Origin of the sequence: Ensifer sp. 2TAB8 (assembly GCF_052115125.1) — a bacterium.
Taxonomy (GTDB): domain Bacteria; phylum Pseudomonadota; class Alphaproteobacteria; order Rhizobiales; family Rhizobiaceae; genus Ensifer.
Genome location: NZ_JBFRGB010000004.1, coordinates 246352 through 268062, shown reverse-complemented (window position 1 = coordinate 268062; position 21711 = coordinate 246352). Strand labels below are relative to the sequence as shown.

At 61.7% G+C, this 21711-nt stretch carries 16 protein-coding genes; 15 read left to right on the top strand and 1 reads right to left on the bottom strand.

Annotated elements, in window-relative coordinates:
* Positions 1-4 precede the first annotated feature (4 nt).
* The 8 genes from AB4Z53_RS10760 (at position 5) to AB4Z53_RS10725 (ending at position 10713) form a co-directional block, all read left to right on the top strand.
* The gene (locus tag AB4Z53_RS10760; RefSeq protein WP_291155534.1) at positions 5-955 is read left to right on the top strand and encodes a polysaccharide lyase; all 951 of its coding nucleotides are present in this window, start codon (positions 5-7) and stop codon (positions 953-955) included.
* 122 nt (positions 956-1077) lie between these two features.
* Positions 1078-2970 carry an ABC transporter ATP-binding protein gene (locus tag AB4Z53_RS10755; protein ID WP_441595786.1) on the top strand — a complete coding sequence of 631 codons (1893 nt, stop codon included), beginning with the start codon at positions 1078-1080 and terminating at the stop codon, positions 2968-2970.
* Positions 2967-4868: an ABC transporter substrate-binding protein gene (locus tag AB4Z53_RS10750; protein WP_441595785.1), complete on the top strand. Its 1902-nt coding sequence runs from the start codon at positions 2967-2969 to the stop codon at positions 4866-4868. The genes AB4Z53_RS10755 and AB4Z53_RS10750 overlap by 4 nt, the downstream gene beginning before the upstream one ends.
* A gap of 1 nt (position 4869) precedes the next feature.
* Positions 4870-5868 carry an ABC transporter permease gene (locus AB4Z53_RS10745; RefSeq protein WP_441595784.1) on the top strand — a complete coding sequence of 333 codons (999 nt, stop codon included), beginning with the start codon at positions 4870-4872 and terminating at the stop codon, positions 5866-5868.
* Positions 5865-7040: an ABC transporter permease gene (locus AB4Z53_RS10740; RefSeq protein WP_441595783.1), complete on the top strand. Its 1176-nt coding sequence runs from the start codon at positions 5865-5867 to the stop codon at positions 7038-7040. The genes AB4Z53_RS10745 and AB4Z53_RS10740 overlap by 4 nt, the downstream gene beginning before the upstream one ends.
* Positions 7041-7110: 70 nt before the next feature.
* The gene (locus AB4Z53_RS10735) at positions 7111-8328 is read left to right on the top strand and encodes a glycosyltransferase family protein (RefSeq protein ID WP_113535704.1); all 1218 of its coding nucleotides are present in this window, start codon (positions 7111-7113) and stop codon (positions 8326-8328) included.
* Between the two features lie 4 nt (positions 8329-8332).
* Positions 8333-9577: a glycosyltransferase family 4 protein gene (locus AB4Z53_RS10730; RefSeq protein ID WP_441595782.1), complete on the top strand. Its 1245-nt coding sequence runs from the start codon at positions 8333-8335 to the stop codon at positions 9575-9577.
* On the top strand, positions 9577-10713 hold the full coding sequence (locus AB4Z53_RS10725; protein WP_441595781.1) for a glycosyltransferase family protein: 1137 nt from the start codon (positions 9577-9579) through the stop codon (positions 10711-10713). Before AB4Z53_RS10730 ends, AB4Z53_RS10725 begins: the two co-directional genes overlap by 1 nt.
* Before the next feature lie 382 nt (positions 10714-11095).
* Here the strand turns inward: AB4Z53_RS10725 and AB4Z53_RS10720 are convergent, their stop codons facing one another.
* A complete protein-coding gene (locus tag AB4Z53_RS10720) occupies positions 11096-11770 on the bottom strand; it encodes a class I SAM-dependent methyltransferase (protein WP_441595780.1) in 675 nt (224 codons plus the stop codon).
* Positions 11771-12075: 305 nt separating this feature from the next.
* Here AB4Z53_RS10720 and AB4Z53_RS10715 point away from each other — a divergent pair, with 305 nt between their 5' ends.
* The 7 genes from AB4Z53_RS10715 to nadE all read left to right on the top strand — a co-directional run bounded on the left by AB4Z53_RS10715 (position 12076) and on the right by nadE (position 21642).
* On the top strand, positions 12076-14778 hold the full coding sequence (locus tag AB4Z53_RS10715; protein WP_113535700.1) for an ABC transporter ATP-binding protein: 2703 nt from the start codon (positions 12076-12078) through the stop codon (positions 14776-14778).
* A 90-nt stretch (positions 14779-14868) separates the two neighbouring features.
* Positions 14869-15333, top strand: coding sequence for a cyclic nucleotide-binding domain-containing protein (locus AB4Z53_RS10710; protein ID WP_113535699.1), 465 nt, complete (start codon positions 14869-14871; stop codon positions 15331-15333).
* Positions 15334-15445: 112 nt separating this feature from the next.
* Complete coding sequence (locus AB4Z53_RS10705; protein WP_441595779.1) at positions 15446-16207, top strand: FkbM family methyltransferase; 762 nt, start codon at positions 15446-15448, stop codon at positions 16205-16207.
* A 635-nt stretch (positions 16208-16842) separates the two neighbouring features.
* Positions 16843-18780, top strand: coding sequence for an asparagine synthase (glutamine-hydrolyzing) (gene asnB, locus AB4Z53_RS10700; RefSeq protein ID WP_441595778.1), 1938 nt, complete (start codon positions 16843-16845; stop codon positions 18778-18780).
* A 22-nt stretch (positions 18781-18802) separates the two neighbouring features.
* Complete coding sequence (locus tag AB4Z53_RS10695; RefSeq protein WP_113535695.1) at positions 18803-19069, top strand: acyl carrier protein; 267 nt, start codon at positions 18803-18805, stop codon at positions 19067-19069.
* A gap of 21 nt (positions 19070-19090) precedes the next feature.
* Positions 19091-20638, top strand: coding sequence for a class I adenylate-forming enzyme family protein (locus AB4Z53_RS10690; RefSeq protein WP_441595777.1), 1548 nt, complete (start codon positions 19091-19093; stop codon positions 20636-20638).
* Complete coding sequence (gene nadE, locus AB4Z53_RS10685) at positions 20635-21642, top strand: NAD(+) synthase (protein WP_441595776.1); 1008 nt, start codon at positions 20635-20637, stop codon at positions 21640-21642. Before AB4Z53_RS10690 ends, nadE begins: the two co-directional genes overlap by 4 nt.
* Positions 21643-21711: the final 69 nt, after the last annotated feature.

Genomic DNA, 21711 nt, shown 5'->3' with positions numbered 1-21711 from the left:
AAGAATGTTCCGAGCCGTGTTTGTCGCCGCCAGCATCGCCATGGCCGGAGGCGCCATGGCGCAGCCGTGGGAAACCAAACTGTCAGACGGCTTCGAAGGACAGAATTTCGCGCCCGAAGGTGGGCTCTACTATCGCGAAAATTTCGAGCAGACTGCGGGCACGGTCGAATTTCAGAACGAGGTCAAGCGTACCGGAAACGGCGCGCTCAAATTGAGTGTCGTTCCGACGTGTCCGGACTCCCTCGACGGTTGTAGCGAGCGAGCCGAGATTTGGGAAAAGACGGCGCTGCGTGTGCCCTACGACCAGGGGGTCTGGTACGGTTTCGCGGTCAAGTTTGCCGATCCGATCCCAAGCGAGGACCATCGCTATCTGATCGCCCAGTGGAAACGTGAGATCGACCCCGGCGCCGAAGGCGATTTCAGCCCGTTCCTGGCTTTGCGCCTCGAAGCCGGCAAGCTCTTCGCCACGGTGGAGACGAACTACATCGCGCCGCTTTCATCCGGTCCGGAAGGAACGCCGGCCAGCTGTAGGCCCGGCGAGGTTCCCGTGTGGGGGCGCCCCAGCATCAACCAGATGCGCATGCTGGTGGCCGCCGACAGCAACTGGAAGCCGGAAGACGGCAGCCTCTTCAATGGCTGCACGGATGCCGTGAAGGTGACGAGCCATGGCAATCCGTTGCCCGATCCGAAATCCGGCTGGATCGATTTCGCGATCTACACGCTGCCGGGGGCGAATGGCACCGGGCGTATCGAAATCTTCGCCAACGACAAGCCGATCATTACGGTAACCGGTCACGTCGGTCACGACGACAAGGGGCTCGGCAAGAACCAGTACTTCAAGTTCGGCCCCTACCGAGCGGCCGATACAACCGACTGGACGCTGTTCTACGACGACTTCCGTCGCTCGCCGAATTGCGCCGACGTGTTAAAGGCCGGGGCGTGCCCCGCGCTCTAACCGACTGAAGATGCAAGGAGCAATGCTCCGGTTGCAGTCGGCCTGCTGGACAGCCCTCTGAAGCTGCGCTAGTCTTTTTTTAGAGGCGGCGGATAAAAAGGCGATGAGGGAAGCGTGCTGCTATGACATCTGGGGCGGACCTGCTTCGAGTTGAAGGTCTGCGGATCACATTCTCGGTGCTCGGCGGCGAAGTTCAAGCCGTCAACAACGCAAATTTCAGGATTTTGCCCGGCAAGGTCACGGCGCTCGTTGGTGAGTCGGGATCGGGAAAGTCGGCAATCAGCCAGGCGGTGATGGGCATTTTGCCCAACGTCGCGAGGGTTGGTGGCAAAATTTTGTTCAATGATCCCACTACGGCGGCAAAGCCGATCGACCTGCTCGCGTTGGAGCGGGAGGGGGAAGAGATTCGCAGCCTGCGTGGCACGCGCATCAGCAAAATCTTCCAGGAGCCGATGACGTCATTGTCGCCGCTCCACACGATCGGGAACCAGATTTCCGAAGTGCTGAAGATCCATACGGATGCCGAAAAGGCGGAACGCCGGGCACGGACCGAGGAGCTGCTTGGCTATGTCGGCTTCGCCAATCCCAAGCGTGCCTACGACATGTATCCGTTCGAGCTTTCCGGCGGCATGCGTCAGCGCGCGATGATCGCGATGGCGCTGATCTGCCGGCCGGCGCTGTTGATCGCCGATGAGCCGACGACTGCGCTCGACGTGACGGTACAGGCGCAGATCCTGAAACTTCTGCGCGAGCTTCAGGTGAAGCTGAATATGGCGATGCTGCTGATCACCCACGATCTCGGCGTCGTTGCCAATATGGCCGACGAGGTCGTGGTCATCTATCACGGACAGATCGTCGAGGCCGGCCCTGTCGAGGCGATTTTCCGCAACCCGCAGCATCCCTATCTCAAGGGGTTGATGGCGGCGGTCCCGCATTTCGACATGAAGCCCGGAGAGCGGCTGAAGGCGCTACGCGAAGTATCGGTCAAGGCCGGCACGCTGCTCGGGACCTCGGCAGCGAACAAGCCCGCCGGCCCGGATGTGCTGCTTTCCGTCCGCAATGTTTCGAAGACCTACGGGACGCGGAAGTCTTCCTGGTTCGGCGGCGGGGAAAGTACGCTGCATCGCGCAGTCGACGACGTCAGTTTCGACATCCGCCGCGGCGAGTGTCTCGGCCTCGTCGGCGAAAGCGGTTGTGGCAAGACCACCGTCAGCAAGATCCTCATGCGGGCGGTGACGCCTGACGCCGGATCTGTGACGTTCGACAATGGCAAAGGCCCTGTGGATGTCCTGAAGGTTCAGGGCGACGATCTGCAGGCACTGCGCTCGAAAATCCAGATGGTCTTCCAGGATCCGGTCTCGTCGCTTTCGCCGCGCATGACGGTCAAGAACATCCTCAGTGAGCCCTTGGAAATCCACGGGCGTGGCACGGCGAAATCGCGCGTCGAAACAGTGCGCTCGCTGCTGCAGGCCGTCGGTCTCGACCAGCGCTTCGTCAACCGTTATCCGCACAGCTTCTCCGGCGGCCAGCGCCAGCGCATCGGTATCGCCCGGGCTCTAGCGCTCGTGCCGGAACTGCTGATCTGCGACGAGCCGGTTTCGGCGCTCGACGTTTCCGTCCAGGCGCAAATTCTCAACCTGCTCAAGGACCTGCAGAAGGAACTGGGGCTCACCTGTCTGTTCATCTCGCACAACCTTGCGGTCGTGGACTATATGGCCGATCGCATCGCCGTCATGTGCGCCGGGCGCATCGTCGAGGTCGCGCCGCGCGAGGTGCTGATGCGCAAGCCGGTTCATCCCTATACCAAATCGCTTCTGGCGGCCGTTCCCTATCCGGATCTCGATCGTCCGCTCGACTTCGACAGGTTGAAGGACAGCGAAGGATCGGACATGCGCCGCTGGGGGCCGCAGTTCCGTGAGGACGATGCTGGCGACGCGCTCATCCCCACCGATCTCGGTGGCGACCATTTCGTGCTGGCGCACCGGTCCGTGGATGCAAGGGAGTTACGGCCATGATCACCCGCCGAACTGTACTGGCATTGCTTGCAACCGTTGCATTTCCCGTGCGGCTGCTGGCTGCTGGCGGCGAGCCGGCGTTTCTGGAAAAGCTGATTGCCGACGGCAAACTCCCGCCGCTCAGCGAGCGTCTGCCCAAGACGCCGCGTGTCATCAACGTCGCGGCATTGGGGCGTACGCCCGGCAAGCATGGCGGCGTCGTGACGATGATCATCGGCAGCGCCAAGGACATCCGGCTCATGACCATCTATGGCTATGCCCGGCTGGTCGGCTATGACGAAACGCTGAAGCTCGAAGCGGATGTCCTGGAAAGCTACGAAACGGTCGAGGACCGCATTTTCACCTTCCACCTGAGGGAAGGGCACAAGTGGTCCGACGGAACGCCGCTGACCGCCGAGGACTTCCGTTATTGCTGGGACGACGTGCTCAACAACGAAAAGCTTAGCCCCGCCGGGTTGCCGACTGCGCTGGTGATGGACGGCGAGGCCGGAAAGTTCGAAGTGCTCGACGAGCGAACCGTACGCTACACATGGTCGACACCAAACCCGGACTTCCTGCAGAAGCTTGCGGCGCCCCAGCCGATGTTGGTGGCGATGCCTTCCGCCTATCTCAAGCAATTCCACGAGAAATATCAGGAAGAAGACAAGCTCAAAGCCTTGATGAAGGAGCAGCGCGTCAAGAAATGGAGCCAGCTCCATATGCGCATGGCACGCTCCTATCGCCCTGAAAACCCGGACCTGCCGACGCTCGACCCGTGGCGCAACACGACACCGCTTCCAGCCGAGCAGTTCGTTTTTGAGCGTAATCCCTACTTTCACCGTGTGGACGAGAACGGGCTGCAGCTTCCCTATATCGACAAGTTCGTGCTCAACGTCAGCTCCTCGGCACTGATCCCGGCGAAGACGGGCACGGGTGAAAGCGATCTGCAGGCCACGGGCCTCGACTTCGTCGACTATACCTTCCTCAAGGATTCCGAGAAGCGGTATCCGGTGAAGGTGCTGCTTTGGAAGAAGACGCAGGGCTCGCGCCTGGCGCTCCTGCCCAACCTCAACTGCTCCGACACGGTCTGGCGGTCGTTGCTGCAGGATGTACGCGTTCGCCGCGCGCTCTCGCTCGCGATCGACCGCACCGAGATCAACAAGGCCGTCTTCTACGGCCTGACCAAGGAGAGCGCCGACACGGTTCTGCCGGATAGCCCGCTGTTCCGTCCGGAGTTCGCCAGTGCGTGGGTCGCCCACGATCCGGCCCAAGCCAATGCGCTGCTCGACGAGGTTGGGCTGATACAGCGCGGCAGTGACGGCATTCGTATTCTCTCCGATGGCCGGCCGGCGCAGATCGTTGTGGAAACGGCGGGCGAAAGTACGCTCGAGACGGACGTGCTTCAGCTTGTCACCGACTACTGGCAGAAGATCGGTATATCGCTTTTCATCCGCACCTCGCAGCGCGACACGTTCCGCAGCCGCGCCGTGGGCGGCGAGATCGTCATGTCGATGTGGTTCGGCCTCGACAACGGCGTGCCCACTCCCGGCATGAACCCGGGGCAGCTGGCGCCCACGGCCGACGACCAGCTGCAATGGCCGGTCTGGGGGCTCAACTATCTGTCCCATGGCGAAATGGGCCAGGCGCCGGATCTTCCTGCCGCCGTCGAGCTGACGGAACTCTTGCAACGCTGGCGCCATTCGGCGGAAGATGCCGAGCGTACGGAGATTTGGACCCGCATGCTGTCGATCTATACGGACCAGGTGTTCTCAATCGGTATCGTCAACGCCTCGCTGCAGCCGATCCTCGTGGCGAAGAAGCTCCGCAACGTGCCGGAAACGGCGCTCTACGGCTTCGATCCCACGTCCTACTTTGGTGTTTACAAGACCGATACCTTCTGGATCGAGCAGGAAACCTGACATGCTGCGATATATTCTCTGGCGTATCGCGGCGATGGTTCCCACCCTCCTCATCATTTCCGCTCTTGTCTTCACCATCATCGAACTGCCGCCGGGCGACTACTTCGAGAGCTATGTCGCCGAGCTCAAGGCGCAGGGCGAAGGCGTCGACATGGAGCAGATCGATGCGCTCAGGAAGGAATATGGCTTCGACCAGCCGCCGGTCCTGCGCTACGTCTATTGGCTTGGCGGCATGCTGCAGGGCGATTTCGGCTATTCCTTCGAATACGAACTGCCGGTCAGCGCCGTCGTCGGCGATCGCTTGTGGCTGACGATTCTGGTCTMTTTCGTTACCATCATCTTCACTTGGCTGATCGCCTTTCCGATCGGCATCTACTCCGCGACCCATCAGTATAGCTGGGGCGACTACGGCCTCTCGCTGATGGGCTTGATCGGCATTGCCATCCCGAACTTCATGCTGGCGCTGATTCTGATGTATTTCGCCAATATCTGGTTCGGGATATCGATCGGCCACCTGATGGATCAGAAATATCTGGCCGAGCCGATGAGTTGGGCCAAGGCGAAATCGATCCTCGAGCACATCTGGATACCCGTCATCATCGTCGGTGCCGCGGGCACGGCCGGCATGATCCGGCGTCTGCGCGCCAACCTGCTCGACGAACTGCAGAAACAGTATGTGGTGACGGCGCGCGCCAAGGGGCTTTCGCCGATGCGCACGCTGGTCAAGTATCCGCTGCGCATGGCGTTGAACTTCTTCATCTCGGACATCGGCTCGATCCTGCCGGCGATCATATCCGGTGCGGAAATCACCGCGATCGTGCTGTCGCTGGAAACCACAGGGCCGATGTTGATCAAGGCCCTTCAAAGCCAGGACATGTACCTTGCCGGTTCGTTCCTGATGTTCCTCGCCTTCCTGACAGTGATTGGCGTGCTGATCTCCGACATCGCGCTCGCCATCCTCGATCCACGAATTCGGCTGCAAGGCAGGAGCACCAAGTGACGTCATTTCTTCCGGCGCCCGGCGAGCCCTTGCCGCACTATGTTTCGACGGCCCCTTTCGATCCCTATTCCGTCGAGGCGATGACGGACGAGCAGGTGCGCGTCAATCAGGCTTCGCAGCTTCGCCTGATGTGGTGGAAGTTCCGCCGCCACAGGCTCGCGCTCGTCTCGGGTGTTTTCCTTGGGGCGCTCTACCTGTCGATCCTCATTTCCGAGTTCCTCGCGCCCTACAATCTGCACACCCGCAACATGGATTACATCTATGCCCCGCCGCAGGCGGTGCACCTGTTCCATGAGGGCAAGTTCGTCGGTCCCTTCGTCTATGGGCGGACCATGACGCTCGACATGGACACGCTGAAGCGCAACTACGCCGACGATACCAAGGACGTGCAGCGGCTCCGCTTCTTCTGCCGCGGCGACGGTTATCGTTTCTGGGGTCTGTTCGACAGCAACGTGCATCTCGTTTGCCCGGCGGAAGGCGGTCAGGCCTTCTTCCTGGGGACGGACCGTCTCGGCCGCGACGTGCTTTCGCGCATCATTTACGGCGCTCGAATCTCGCTCACGATCGGCCTTTTCGGCATCACCGTGAGCTTCGTGCTCGGCATCGTCATCGGTGGCCTTGCCGGTTATCACGGCGGCGTCTTCGATCTCATCGTGCAGCGCGTCATCGAGGTCCTGCAGTCGATCCCCAGCATCCCGCTTTGGCTGTCGCTCGCAGCGATCATGCCGGCGACCTGGAGTCCGATTCTGATCTACCTGGCGATCACGATCATCCTCGGGCTTCTCGACTGGACGGGGCTTGCGCGTGCCGTGCGCTCGAAACTGCTGGCGCTTCGCGAGGAGGACTATGTTCTTGCGGCCCAGCTGATGGGCGCGAGGAGCAGCCGCATCATCGGAAGGCACCTCGTGCCGGGTTTCATGTCGCATCTGATCGCCACCGCGACGATCTCGATCCCAGGCATGATCCTTGGCGAGACGGCACTGAGCTTCCTCGGTCTCGGCCTCCGGCCCCCGATCACCAGCTGGGGCATTCTCCTGACCGAGGCCAAAAGCGTCAGCGTCATCGCCTTCTATCCCTGGCTCCTATTTCCCACAATTCCGGTCATTCTTGTGATTTTGGCATTCAACTTCTTGGGAGATGGGTTGCGCGATGCGGCCGATCCCTACAAATGAAGCCCGATTTGAAGCCGGCAAGCGGTCGGCGTGAAACGGTTCATTGCACCCTGTGCGAAAGGTTTCTTGCATGATGCGGCGTTTCGAAGATGCCCGGATCCTCATGTATAGCCATGATACGTTCGGGCTCGGCCATCTCCGGCGGTGCCGCACGATCGCGCATTCGCTGGTGGAAGACTATCGCGGCCTGAACATCCTGATCATCTCCGGCGCAACGATCGCCGGTGCTTTCGACTATCGCGCGCGCGTCGACTTCGTGAAGATCCCGAGCGTCATCAAGCTGCACAACGGCGACTATACCTCGCTCGACCGTCATATCGAACTCGATGAGACGCTGAAGATGCGTCAGGCGATCATTCGCCACACCGCCGAGACCTTCAAGCCCGACATCTTCATCGTCGACAAGGAGCCCATGGGCCTGCGCGGCGAAGTCGAGGAGACGCTGACCTACCTGAAAGCCCATGGCACGACGCTGGTCCTGGGCCTTCGCGAGGTCATGGATGCACCGCATCTGCTGGAGGCAGAGTGGAAGCGGCGCGATACCATGCGCAAGATCGAGCAGTACTACGATACGATCTGGGTCTATGGCCCGCCGGACTTTTACGATCCGCTGACCGAACTCGAAGTGCCGCCGGCCGTGCGCGACCGGATGGACTTCGTTGGCTTCCTGCAGCGCAGCGTTCCGCGCGAGGAACTGCCGGGCCATAAGCCCCAAGGCGACTACATCCTGGTGACGACCGGCGGCGGCGGCGACGGCGCCGATCTGATCCACCAGGTCATCCACGCCTACCAGCAAGACCCGGAACTGATGCACAGGGCGTTGATCGTGCTCGGGCCCTATATGCCGGTCAAGAAGCGGGAAAAGCTGATCCGCAAAGGGAGCAAGATTCCCTACATCAAGATCATCGAGTTCGACAATCGCATGGAAGAGCTCATTGCTGGCGCAAAGGGTGTCGTTGCCATGGGCGGCTACAACACCTATTGCGAAATTCTCTCTTTCGACAAGCCGGCGCTGATCGTGCCGCGCATCCAGCCGCGCGAGGAGCAACTGATCCGCGCCCGCCGCGCCGCCGAACTCGGGCTCGTCGAAATGCTGTTGCCCGACGAAGCGGAAGATCCGCTGCGCTTGGCGGCGGCGCTGAAAGCGCTTCCGTCCCGGGCGCCGCCGTCGAAAAGCACTGCCAACGGCCTGCGGCTCGAAGGGTTGGCGCATATCTCCGAAATCGTCGGCGGGTGGCTCGATCGGCCTTCGAGCGGCCATCTGAATATCGTGAAGAAATCGAGCTGAAGCATTGCCGACAGATCGCAAGATTGCAGTCGTGCTGAAGGGCTATCCGCGTCTTTCGGAAACCTTCATCGCGCAGGAACTGCTTGGCCTCGAGCGGGCCGGACTGGACCTCGTATTGATCGCACTGCGCCGTCCGACCGACGGCAAGCGCCACCCGGTTCACGACGAGATTCGCGCCGAGGTTCACTATCTGCCCGAATATCTTCACGAAGAACCGTTGCGGGTGCTGCGCGGCCTCGTCCGTTCCCTGCCGAAGCCGGGTTTCTGGCCGGCATTCGGGCTTTTTCTCAAAGACCTGCGCCGCGACTTCAGTCGCAACCGCTTTCGCCGGTTTGGACAGGCGGTGGTGCTCGCTTCGGAATGGCCGGGCAACCCGCGTTGGCTGCACGCGCATTTCATCCATACGCCGGCGTCGGTGACCGCCTATGCCAGCGTGATCACCGGCACGCCATGGACCTGCTCGGCGCATGCCAAGGACATCTGGACGTCGCCCGACTGGGAGCTTTCCGAAAAGCTCGGACGGGCGCGCTGGACAGTGACCTGCACACGCATGGGCTACGAGCATCTGAAGAGCCTGACGACAGAAAAAGCGCGGGTGCACCTGAGCTATCACGGCCTTGATCTTGACCGGTTCCCCCGTTTCGAAGGCGCACATTCCGGTCGGAACGGTTCCGACCGTTCGGATCCCGTGCGCCTTGTCAGCGTCGGCCGTGCCGTCGGCAAGAAGGGTTACGACGTGCTGCTGAAGGCGCTCTCGCTGCTGCCGGCAGACCTCCATTGGCGGTTCGAGCATATCGGCGCGGGGGAACTGACCGGCGAGCTCAAGACGCTTGCGACCGAGCTTGGTGTTTCTGACAGGATTGCCTGGAAGGGCGCGCTCGACCAGACCGATGTGCTGGCGCACTACCGGACGAGCGACATCTTTGCGCTTGCCTGCCGGATCACCGCCGACGGCGATCGCGACGGATTGCCCAATGTCCTCGTCGAAGCATCAAGCCAGCGGCTGCCCTGCGTCTCGACGGCGATCTCCGGCGTTCCGGAACTTCTCGCCGATGGCGAAAACGGCCGGGTCGTTCCGTCGGAGGACCCACAGGCGCTTGCTGCGGCGCTCGAGCAACTCATCCGCGATCCGGCGCTCCGCCTCAGGCTTGGCGATGCGGCGGAACGGAAAGTCCGCGAGCAATTCGACCACCACACCAGCATCGATCAGCTCGCCGCCCTGTTCGCCAGCGAATGGAGGGCCGCCTGATGGGTGCGCGTCGTGTCTTTTTCTACGTACAGCACCTGCTGGGCATCGGACATCTGGCGCGGGCGAGCCGGATCGCGAGCGCCCTTGCCGCCAGGGGCTTCGAGGTGACCGTCGTGACCGGTGGCAACCCGGTCCCGGGTTTCCCGGGAAGCGATGTAAAGCATGTGGCCCTTCCGCCTGTGCTCGCCGGCGACAAGGGATTTTCAGGCCTTGCCGACAGCGACGGAAATCCGGTCAGCGATGCCTTCAAGGATCAGCGCCGGAACCTGTTGATCGAGGCGTATCTGGCCTGCGATCCGGACATCGTTGTCTTCGAAGCCTTCCCTTTCGGCCGCCGGCAGATGCGTTTCGAGTTGATGCCCTTGCTCGAGGTGATCGAAAAACAGAACCCAAGGCCTCTCGTTGCCACATCGCTGCGGGACATTCTGCAGGAGCGGACGAAGCCCGGCCGCGCCGAAGAGACCCTTGATGTCGTCAGGGCACATTTCGATCTCGTGCTGGTGCATGGAGACCCTGCATTCGCGCGGCTCGAGGAAACCTATCCTTACGCGGCCGAGATCGCGGACAAGGTGGCCTATACCGGCCTCGTGGCAGGCCCGGCACCGGATGCGCCGGCGGAAAAGTTCGACGTGCTCGTTTCGGCCGGCGGCGGTGCGGTCGGCAAGGAACTGATCGGTGCGGCGTTGCAGGCGGCAAGTCTGCTGCCGTGCGAGCTACAATGGTGCCTCGTCACCGGACCGAACCTGCCGCAGCAGGATTACGACGCCTTCGCGGCTGCCGCGCCCGGCAACGTGCAGCTCTTTCGCTTCCGCAAGGATTTCGCCAGCCTGCTTTCGGGCGCGCGGCTTTCGGTTTCTCAAGCGGGCTACAACACGGTCTGCGACATCATCCGCGCCGGCTGCGGATCCCTGCTGATCCCCTTCGTTGCCGGCGGCGAAACCGAGCAGTCGACCCGGGCGGAAAGGCTTGAAAAGCTCGGCCTTGCCGGCGTGCTGCCGGAGGCCGAGGTGACGCCCGAGAGGCTGGCGCGCGATGTGGAAGCGATGCTGGCGCGGCCGAAGCCGAATATTCCGCCGCTGGACCTCGATGGGGCGATGAAGACTGCCGAAATCCTCGAGAGCCGCACGGCTCTTTGACGGTTCCATTGCGGGCTTTGCGCGGGCGCTTCAAAGGGAGCGCGTTGGCGACGCCTTGCGACGGACCGCCCGTCTCGCGGCCTCAACTCGCAATGGCCGATGACATGTCCGCGGTCGCCGCGACCATGACGCGCCTCAGCCATGTATGCCTCGGGGCGTCCTGAAGGTGTGCATGCCGGGTAAAGCCCATGGTGAGTTATCGGACTGCGCAGACCGGAAGACTGGAGCGCCCGCGATGTGGCCTCGGTCTTGGCGGGGTGCGCGCCCGCCCGGTGGCGCCGGCGTTGGTCCCGACATAGCGCCAGCGAGCATCGGCGCCGCACGATTTCCCTGAAGATGGCGGTTGAGCGCATGTTGGCGACGGTTTGACCTGCCGGCGTGCTCAGACCGTCCCGATCAGCATGAAGCGGGTGTATTTCTTCGTCGGCAGTGCGCCGGCGAATTCGACAGTGGTCAGCGCTGCCTGTTTCGTGAGGTCCTCGACGCAAGCCACGCAATTGATATGGGTGGGCTCGCTGAAATAGTCGTTGGATTGCAGCAGGACGCGCGTGCCGGCAGGGACGCGATCGAGCCACGACCGGAGGTCGGCGATATGCTCGCAGCTCGTGTTGATGACGAGGTCGGCCCCGAGTGTCGTATAATCGATGGCGTACATGTCGGCCGTCACGGCGCGGAATTTCTCCGAGAAGGCGAAATTGAGGGTCCGCGCGACCGTTTCCACATCCGGATCGATGTCGAAGCTGTCGACCGCGGCGACGTTGAAGCGCGCGTCCTCCAGCAACATGGCGCCCAGGATGCCGTACCAGCCACCGAGGATCGCGATCCTGGTGTAGGATGAGCCCGCAACATTCAAAAGCGTATCGCGCGCCCAGACCTTGCAGGCGACCTGCTTGTGATTGAAGGCGTTGGCGATGTGGGCGTCGGGATGCTTGGCGATTACCTTCGCGACACCCTCGATCAGGGGGCTTTGCGTGTAGGCGGCGATACCGCGTGCCAAATCAAAGGCATGCTCGTACCAATCGCTGGCTCGGGACGGCGGGTGGCTGGTGTGTTTCATGCGCCCGTTGTAAGCTGCGTGTCGGGCGAGTGCAATAACGGCGTGTGCTTCGGAGCGTGACGGTCTCTGTGGTTGCCTTCGCGGCATTGGAGTTGGAACCCGCGTCCATTGCAGATTTCCCTCGCACCTGCATAATCGACAGAACCGGATTCGGCGCCCGGCGGAATATGCAGGCATCCACTTCGCGATCGAGCGCCGATAGGCAMCCATCCGGAGACACCGCCGAGGAATGATGCGTGGTGGAGCAAACGGCAGTCCGCCACGCCAGCAGCTATCGTGTTCAATAAGGTCCTATTGCCAGACACATGGAACCACGCCTTTCCCGCTATATCTGGACCCACACGCGCAAGGATCAGCTCTGGATTCTGGTGGTCGTCGCGCTGTCGATGATTCCCTATTTCCTGTCCTTCGACCTGCCGAAGCAGATCGTCAACGGACCGATCCAGGGCGACGGCTTCGACAGTCCGGAGGCGACGCAGGCCTTCCTGCCGATTTCCTTCGACTTGCCGTACTTCGGAACGATCAACGTCTTCGAGGGCTTCCACCTCGGCCGGGAAGGCATGCTGCTCGCCCTCAGCCTGGTGTTCCTGCTGCTCGTGGTCGTCAACGGCCTGTTCAAGTTCTACATTAACACCTTCAAGGGTCGGCTCGGCGAGCGCCTTTTGCGGCGTATCCGCTTCGAACTGGTCGACCGCGTCCTGCGCTTCCCGCCCAGCCACTTCAAGCGGGTGAAACCGGCCGAAATCGCGACGATGATCAAGGACGAGGTCGAACCGCTCGGTGGTTTTACCGGCGATGCCTTCGTCTCGCCGGCACTGCTCGGCGGCCAGGCGCTGACCGCCTTGGTGTTCATTCTTCTGCAGAGCTTCTGGCTCGGCCTGATCGCCACGCTGATCGTCGCGGTTCAGGCGGTGATCATCCCGCGCATGCGCAAGCGGCTGCTGATACTTGGGCGTGAACGCCAGCTGACGGCGCGCGAGCTCTCCGGCCGCGTCAGCGAAATCGTTGACGGTATTGGCGCCATCCGCGGGCACGATACCTCAAACTATGAGCGGGCCGACATCGCCTCGCGCCTCGCGAGGATCTTCAAGATCCGCTATGATCTCTATCAGTGGAAATTCCTCGTCAAGTTCATCAACAATTTCCTGGCGCAGGTCACGCCATTCCTGTTCTACGCGATCGGCGGCTATTTCGCCCTGCAGGGTCGCCTTGACATCGGGCAGCTCGTTGCGGTCATCGGCGCTTACAAGGACCTGCCAGGTCCCCTGAAGGAACTGATCGATTGGGACCAGGCCCGCCAGGACGTCCAGGTCAAGTATGCGCAAGTCGTCGAGCAATTCAGCGTCGATCCGCTGCTCGATCCGAAGGTTCAGGCGGTTGCCACGGGAACCATCGAATCGCTGAATGGTCCGCTGGCCGCCGTGAACCTTACGGTGATCGACGACGGTGGCTCGACCTTGCTCGACCACGTGTCGCTTCAGGTGCAGCCTGGAGAGAAGGTGGCGTTGACCGGCGGTGGCGAGGTGCTGGCGGAGGCCTTTGGTCGCCTGGTCTGGCCGGCAAGCGGCAAGGTGGTCATCGGCGGACAGGACATTCTGGAGATTCCGGAATCCGTCACCGGGCGTCGGATCGCTTACGCGTCGTCCGATGTCTACGTGTTCCAGGGCAGCCTCGGTGACAACCTTTTCTATGGTCTGAAGCACGCTCCGCTGACGGAGGTTGCCTATGAAGGGGAGGGCGCTTCGCACCGCAAGTGGGAAGTGATCGAGGCCCGCCTTGCCGGTAATCCGTATCTCGACGTCAACAGCGACTGGATCGACTACGGGTCGGCAGGGGCAAGCGGCCCGGACGATCTGCTCGTGCAGATCCGCCCGGTTCTCGACGCCGTGCTGTTGACCAACGACGTGATGGCGCTTGCCGTCCGCTCGACGATCGACCCGAACCGCCATGCGGCATTCGCGGCCGGCATCGTAGAGATGCGCAGCGCGCTCAGGCAGAGCCTTGAAAAGGAAAAGCTCAGCGACCTCGTCGTGTTCTTCGAGCCGGGAGCCTACAACGTCGAGGCCACCATCGGTGAAAACCTGCTGTTCGGCACCATCACCGATCAGGTAATGTGGGCGGACGCGCTGGAGAACCACCCGTTCTTCAAGACGATCCTGCAGCGGGTCGGGTTGCGTGAAACCTTCTACGACATGGGCATCGAGATCGCCGAGAACGTGGTCGAACTGTTCCGCGACTTGCCGCCGGATCATCCGTTCTTCCAACAGCTGACGTTCATGACCGCCGAGGAAATACCCGTTTACGAGGCCATCCTCCAGAAGGTGCGCAGCCGCGGCAAGGGCGAGGTTTCCGAAGACGATCAGATCAAGATCATCCGGCTGTGCTTCGATTACATCGAGCCGCGGCACCGCTTCGGTCTATTGACGGAAGAGGTGATGGCGAAGGTTGTTGCTGCGCGTCGCGAGTTCGACGAGGGCTTGCCAGCCGACCTCGCAGGAATGATCGAGCATTACCGCCCGAACCGCTACATCGCTTCCGGCAGCATCATCGACAACGTGCTCTTCGGACGCATTGGCCACAAGCACGCCGATGGGTCGGAGAAAATCCGGGCGATCGTACGTGATCTCTTCGAGGCCGGCGGCCTCTACAACGAAGTGCTGGCCTTCGGCTTCGATTTCAATGTCGGCGCCGGCGGCAAGCGTCTGACGGCAGCACAGCGACAGAAGCTCGACCTTGCGCGCGCGCTTATCCGCGCCTGCGACTTCTATATCTTCAATCAGCCGCTGCTTGCGCTCGATCAACGCGTCCAGGAACAAGTCGTGCGCAACGTCTTCTCGATGCTTGACCGCGCCGGGCGGGAACCGGCGATCGTGTGGGTCCTTGCCAACCCTTCGTTGCTGGACCTGTTCGATCGCGTTGCGCAGTTCGAAAACGGGCGGTTGGTGCACGACACCGGTGCCGATGCCGCGGTGGATGACGGACGCGACTACAAGGAAATGGCATCTTGATGTAATATTAATGTCAGGGCACGAGCATATGGTCCCGCGCGATGCGGGAGGCAGACTGCTCCCGACGGGAAATCGGAGACACGGATTGTGATGTTGCTCAAGGATGAAGTTGAAATGCTGCGCCGGATTACCCTGTTTTCAGGATTGCCGCCGGCAAAGTTGAAACTTCTTGCCTTCACGTCTGACAGGGTGATGTACGGCGCCGGCGAGGCACTGTTCTATCAGGGCGACATCGGCGATGCGGCTTACGTCATTCTTTCCGGCAAGGCCGAAGTGTTGATCAATACGGCCGGCGGGCCTTTCAAAATTGCCGAGTTCGAGCAAAATTCGATCGTCGGCGAAATCGCTATCCTCTGCAATACGCCGCGCACGGCGACTGTGCGCACTGCCACGCCGCTTGAGGCCCTGCGTATTCGCAAGGAGGATTTCCTCAAGCTTCTCGCCGATTTTCCGGAGATGGCGGTGGAGATCATGCGTGTGTTGGCAGACCGCCTCGCCCAGACCACGGCCGAGCTTAGCGAAGCCCGCAGCCAGGTCGAGCGGGTGGAGGCTTGACGCCAAGGCACGCTTCGCGCCGGCCCGTTTCATGTTCAGGCATTCCCTCCCGTCATGTGAGCCTTTCGCAAAAGCGATTCCGCTTTGCGGAGATATCGGCTAGACAGGCGCCATGCGTTCGATAACCTATTTCCAGAAAACCGTTCAGTTCCCCGACAAACCGGAGAAGAAGCGCTTTTTCGCGCGTCTGCAGAACGGCGATTGGGAGCCTTGCACGTTTCAGAACATCGAGCGCCTAGTCGATGGCAAGACGACTTTTGTCGACATCGGCGGATGGATCGGGGTGACGCCCTATTGGGCGGCGCAGATTGCCGACAACGTCATAACCGTCGAGCCTGACCCCGTCTGCTTCGGTATCCTCAAGGAAATGCAGCCGGAAAACCGCGGGGAGGTGCGCGTGATCAACGCCGCGCTTTCCGAGGACGAAGTTTTGGTGCTGCACTCCGTGGGCGGCGGCTTTGGCAGCTCGGAAACGTCAGCCCTGATTGCGGATGACAACGGCGAGGCGATCAGGGCGCAGACGGTTACGATCGCTGAGCTTCAGGCCATGGCCCGCACCGAGAGGCTTTGCTTCAAGATCGATATCGAAGGATATGAGTATCGCGCCATGGATCAGTTCCGGGCGATCGATCCGCAGCGAACGGCCGGGGTCCTGCTTGCCGTGCACCCGCAAATCCTCTTTGCCTCGCTGGAGGGGCCTTCGGCGCTGCGTGCCATTCGCACGATAGCAGCCACAATGCGTCTGATCCGCAGCCTGAGCGGCTTTCGCCTCGACAATCCGCAGGCGGTATGGACGGCGCTGCGCAAATCGATCGCCCGCCGGGAGTTTCGCGGCTTCGATCTGTTGTTCGTTTCGAGGCGTCAAGGTCGCTAAGCGAACCCGAGAACGCCGGGAACGTTCTCGACCCGTCTCCTTATCCGGATGGCCCGTTACGATGTGCTGCGCACGTGCGTCTTGGCGCAGGCGCGGTCTCAGGGCAACCCCGTCCGCCAGTTCGCTTTCGAACAAGGCAGCCGCTCGTCGACGAGCGGCGGAGACCCGGCATGGTTAACCATTCTTTAGAGAATGTTGATTCGTCGTTTGAAGACGTGATTTTCGCTGCTATAAATTTCTCGGCCGCCATTGCCTGGGCTTGATGTTGCGTCGTGAGGGCGACCGTATGGCATGGATATATCTTGCGACTGCCGCCTATTGCATGCCCGCCTTGTTTCTATTGGCGATGACCTATCTTGAAGGTTTGCAGGCGCGTGCGCCTTGGAACATGTATCGTTTCGCTGGGCTGCTCATATGCATTTTTTGGCCGGTCCTGTTTCTCTATCTGATGTTTAAAATGATATCGAAAACAAGAATTTCGGAGCGTTAAGGCTAGATTCCCTGCCCTATCTCGGGATTTGACGCCCGAACCGTGGCATTTACCATACAACCAGAAAATGCCGGAGACTTAACCCTTGAGTCCCTCATGCGGATTATGCTCCGGCGGTGATCGACCGGTGTGAAAGTATTTGAACATGTGCGGTTTCGGTGGCCATTTCGGCTCAATTCCAGACGCTAAGATCCTTCTCGAGAAAATGGTTACTGCGATTGCGCATCGCGGTCCGGACRAGAACGGTTTTTTCGTCGACAAGGAGGCCGGACTTGGGCATGTGCGTCTGTCGATCGTCGGTCTCGGTGATGGTCAGCAGCCGATGTCGGACGAGACCGGCGAATTGACGATCGCCTTTAACGGCGAAATCTTCAACTATGTCGAATTGCGCGAGGAACTGCGCGCCAAGGGACGGCGCTTCCGCACGTCAAGCGACACCGAAGTGATCCTGCATCTGTACGATGTCATGGGCGAGGAGTGCCTGTCCCGTCTCAACGGCGATTTTTCCTTCGCCATCTGGGATCGGCGTCGCCAGCGGATGGTGCTGGCGCGCGACCGGATGGGCGTTCGTCCGCTGTTCTACATGACCCACGGCGGCACGCTCTATTTTGCCTCGGAGATCAAGGCCCTGCTGCAGGTGCCGGGCGTTTCTGCCGAACTCGATCCGATCGCGCTCGATCAGATCTTTACGCTCTGGGCGCCGATCGCGCCGCGCACCGGTTTTCGCGACATTCAGGAGCTCGAGCCGGCGCATCTCATGATTGCAGAAAAGGGCAAGGTTTCGATCCGTCCCTATTGGCAGCTCGACTATCCCGACTTCGGTGCGCCGCCACTTTTCACGGACGAGCGTGTCGCTGCCGAAGAACTGCGTGCGCTGCTCACCGATGCCACCCGGATCCGGATGCGCGCCGATGTTCCCGTCGGCTCCTACCTTTCGGGCGGGCTCGATTCCTCCATTGTCGCGGCGATGGCGACCGGCATGGCGCCGCAGGGCCTCAGGACCTTCTCCGTCACCTTCGATAGCGCGGAACACGACGAGAGCGCCTTCCAGGTGGAAATGGCGACAGCGCTCGGCACACACCACAGCGCCGTCGCCTGCCGGGCGGGTGACATCGCAAGATCCTTCCCGGAGGTGATCCGCTTCGCGGAGCGACCGATCATCCGGACGGCGCCAGCGCCTCTCTATCAGCTTTCGGGTCTGGTGCGGGAGCAGGGGCTGAAGGTGGTTCTGACGGGCGAGGGGGCCGATGAGGTCTTTGCCGGCTACGATATCTTCAAGGAGGCGCGGGTGCGCCGGTTCTGCGGCCGGCAGCCCGGTTCACGCATGCGCCCGCACCTCTTCCGCAAGCTCTATCCCTACATCCCCGGCCTACAGCAGCAATCGGCGGAGTATCTGGCCGCGTTCTTCGGCGCCGGCGACGTGCCGCTAGACGATCCGCTGTTCTCGCATCGTCCGCGCTTCAAGAGCACGGCGGCAACCAAGATCTTCTTCTCCGGAGACCTGCGTACACGGCTGAGCAACTACGATGCCGCCGAAGACCTCGCGAGTCGGCTTCCCGCAGCCTTCGGTCGCTGGCATCCGCTGCATCAGGCGCAATATCTCGAAAGCCGCTTCCTGCTGCCGGGCTACATCCTGTCGAGCCAGGGCGATCGCATGGCCATGGCCCATGGGATCGAGGGGCGGTTCCCGTTCCTCGACCATCGCCTCGTCGAATTCGCGACCCGTCTGCCGCCAGAGATGAAGCTGAAGGGCCTGGTGGAAAAGCATATCCTACGCGAAGCGACGAAGGATCTGCTGCCCCCGTCCATCGGTAAGCGGACCAAGCAGCCCTACCGCGCGCCGGACAGCCATTCCTTCGCCGGGGTGGGCGAACTTGACTACGTCCGCGACGCCATGAGCGAGGCGCGCGTCAGCGACAGCGGGCTTTTCAATGCCAAAGCCGTGACGAAGCTCTACGACAAATGCCAGTCGCAGCCGGTGAGCGGCTTCCGCGACAACGCGGCTTTCGTCGGCGTCCTGTCGACGCAGCTCTGGCTGCAAACCTTCACCGGCACCAGCGTCCGCGCGGCGGAAGCAGCCTGATCTATTCAAGAAAGGAAACCACATGACGGAAACGATCAAAGACAAGGTTAGAGCCTTCGTCATCGAAAACTTCCTGTTCGGCGACACGTCCTACGATCTCGCCGATACGGCATCGCTGATCGAGAATGACATCATCGACTCCACCGGCGTTCTCGAACTCGTGGCGTTCATCGAGGACCAGTTCGGCATTGCCATGGGCGATGCCGATATCGTGCCCGCGAACCTCGATTCTCTTTCGCGCATTTCGGCCTTCATCGAGGCCCGGGTCGGGGCGGCGGCCACGGCATAGTCAAGGCGCGAGGGGGCGTCCATGCGGTTCGAGCAATTCCTTACTGGCAATGCCGCAAGGCAAGCGGCGAAAACGGCGCTGGTCACTGACCGCCGTCGCCTGAGCTACGGCGAATTCGACGATCTATCGGGTAGGCTGGCCGCCGCGCTCGCGCGGGCCGGCGTCAAACGCAACGATCGCGTGCTCGTCTTCATGGACAATTGCTGGGAAGCGGCGGTCTCGATCTTCGCGATCCTGAAGGCCGGCGCGACCTTCAGCCCGATCAACGCCTCGACCAAGTCGGACAAGCTCGCCTACATCATCACCGACTGCGAGGCGGCGGCGATCCTGACGCAGGCAAAGCTGATGCCGACCGTGACGGAGGCGCAGGCCCTGAGCGGCAAATCGGATATCTTCATTGCCTCGACGGCCGCGCCGAATGGCCAGACGCCGGCTAACGCGATTTCCTTCGATGCCTGCCTCGCGGAGGCGGCAATGCCGGTGCTGCATGGCGGCATCGACGTCGACCTCGCGATGCTGATCTATACCTCGGGTTCGACCGGTCGGCCGAAGGGCGTGATGATGACCCATCGCAACATCGATGCGGCATCGGAGTCGATCACCACCTATTTGCGCAACGAGCCCGACGACATCATCCTCAACGTCCTGCCGCTCGCCTTCGACTACGGCCTCTACCAGTTGCTGATGGCGATCCGCATCGGGGCGACGCTGGTGCTGGAGAAGTCCTTCGCGTTCCCGCACGCGATCTTCGAACGGATCCGCGAGGAGGGCGTCACCGGCTTCCCGCTGGTTCCGACAATGGCGGCGATGATCCTGCAGATGCGCGATCTGGAGCCCGGCTTCCTTCCGAGCCTGCGCTATCTCTCCAATACCGCCGCCGCCTTGCCGCCGCCGCACATCGCGCGGCTCCGCGAACTCTTCCCGGGTGCCCGGCTCTATTCGATGTACGGGTTGACGGAGTGCAAACGCTGCACCTATTTGCCGCCCGAGGAACTCGACCGCCGGCCGGGTTCGGTCGGCATCGCGATACCAAACACCGAGGCGTTCGTCGTCGACGACGAGGGCAAACGCGTACCGCCGGGCGTTCCCGGCGAACTCGTCATTCGCGGTCCGCACGTCATGCAAGGCTACTGGCGCAACGATGCGGCGACCGAGCGCATGCTGCGACCGGGGCCGAACCCGTGGGAAAAGGTGCTCTATACGGGTGACCTGTTCCAGACGGACGAAGAGGGCTTCCTCTATTTCGTCGGCCGCAAGGACGACATCATCAAGACACGCGGCGAGAAGGTCGCGCCCAAGGAAGTCGAGACCGTTCTGCACACGCATCCCGGCATTGCCGAGGCCGTCGTGGTCGGCGTGGCCGATCCGGTACTCGGCCACGCGATTGCAGCGCTGGTGGTGCGCTCCGATCTCAGCCTGTCGGACAAGGACATTATTCGCCACTGCACCCGCCACCTTGAAGACTTCATGGTGCCGAAGATTATCGAATTCCGCACCGAACTTCCGAAGACGGATACCGGTAAGGTCAGCCGCCGCCTCGCGGCCGAGATGATGGAGCCTGCTCAATGAACATTCGAACAACAGAAGGCGCGCGCCCGTTTTCGGCCGAGACGCTGACGATCGATCATGCGGCCGAGACCGACCGGATCGTTGCGGGGCTGCGCGAGCAGCTGCGGGCGATGAAGAAGCGCGGCCTAGTGCTCGGGCTCTCCGGTGGCATCGACTCGAGCGTTTCGGTTGCCTTGGCGGTGCGCGCTGTCGGCGCCAAGAATGTCTTCTGCCTGTTCATGCCGGAAAACGATTCTGATCCGGAAAGCCTGCGCTTTGGCCGTATGGTGGCTGAGACCTTCGGCGTCGAGGCAATCATCGAGGATATCGGCCCGACGCTGAAGGCGATGGGTTGCTACGAGCGTCGCGATGCCTTCATTCGCGAACTGGTTGCGGACTATGGCGACGGATGGGCCTCCAAGATCGTGATCGCCAATGCGCTGGAAGGCGAGGGCTACAATATTTCCTCGCTCGTGGTTCAAAGCCCTGATGGCGTGCAGTCCAAGCATCGCATGCCACCCTCGGTCTATCTCGGCATCGTCGCCGCCACCAACATGAAGCAGCGGACGCGCAAGCAGGTGGAGTATTACCACGCCGACCGGCTGAATTTCGCGGTGCTCGGCACGCCGAACCGGCTGGAATACGACCAGGGTTTCTTCGTCAAAAACGGCGATGGTGCCGCTGACGTGAAGCCGATCGCGCATCTCTACAAGTCGCAGGTCTACGCGGTTGCCGCCTATCTCGGCATTCCCGAGGAGATCCGGCGCAGGCCGCCGACGACAGACACCTATTCGCTGGAGCAGACGCAGGAGGAATTCTACTTCTCGCTGCCATACGACCGCATGGACCTCTGCCTCTATGGGCTCAACAACGGCATCGATATCGACGCCGTCGCCCATGCGGCTGGCCTGACGGCGACGCAGGTGGAACGGGTCTGGGCGGATATTGCTGCCAAGCGCAAGGCGACGCGCTACCTGCATCTGGGGCCGCAGCTCGTGCGGCCCGTGGAGGAAATCAAGGGCTGATCGCGAGTCTAGAGACGAGGCCGGGTTATTGCGGTGGCTTCAACGAAACATCTCAATAACCGAAGGCGT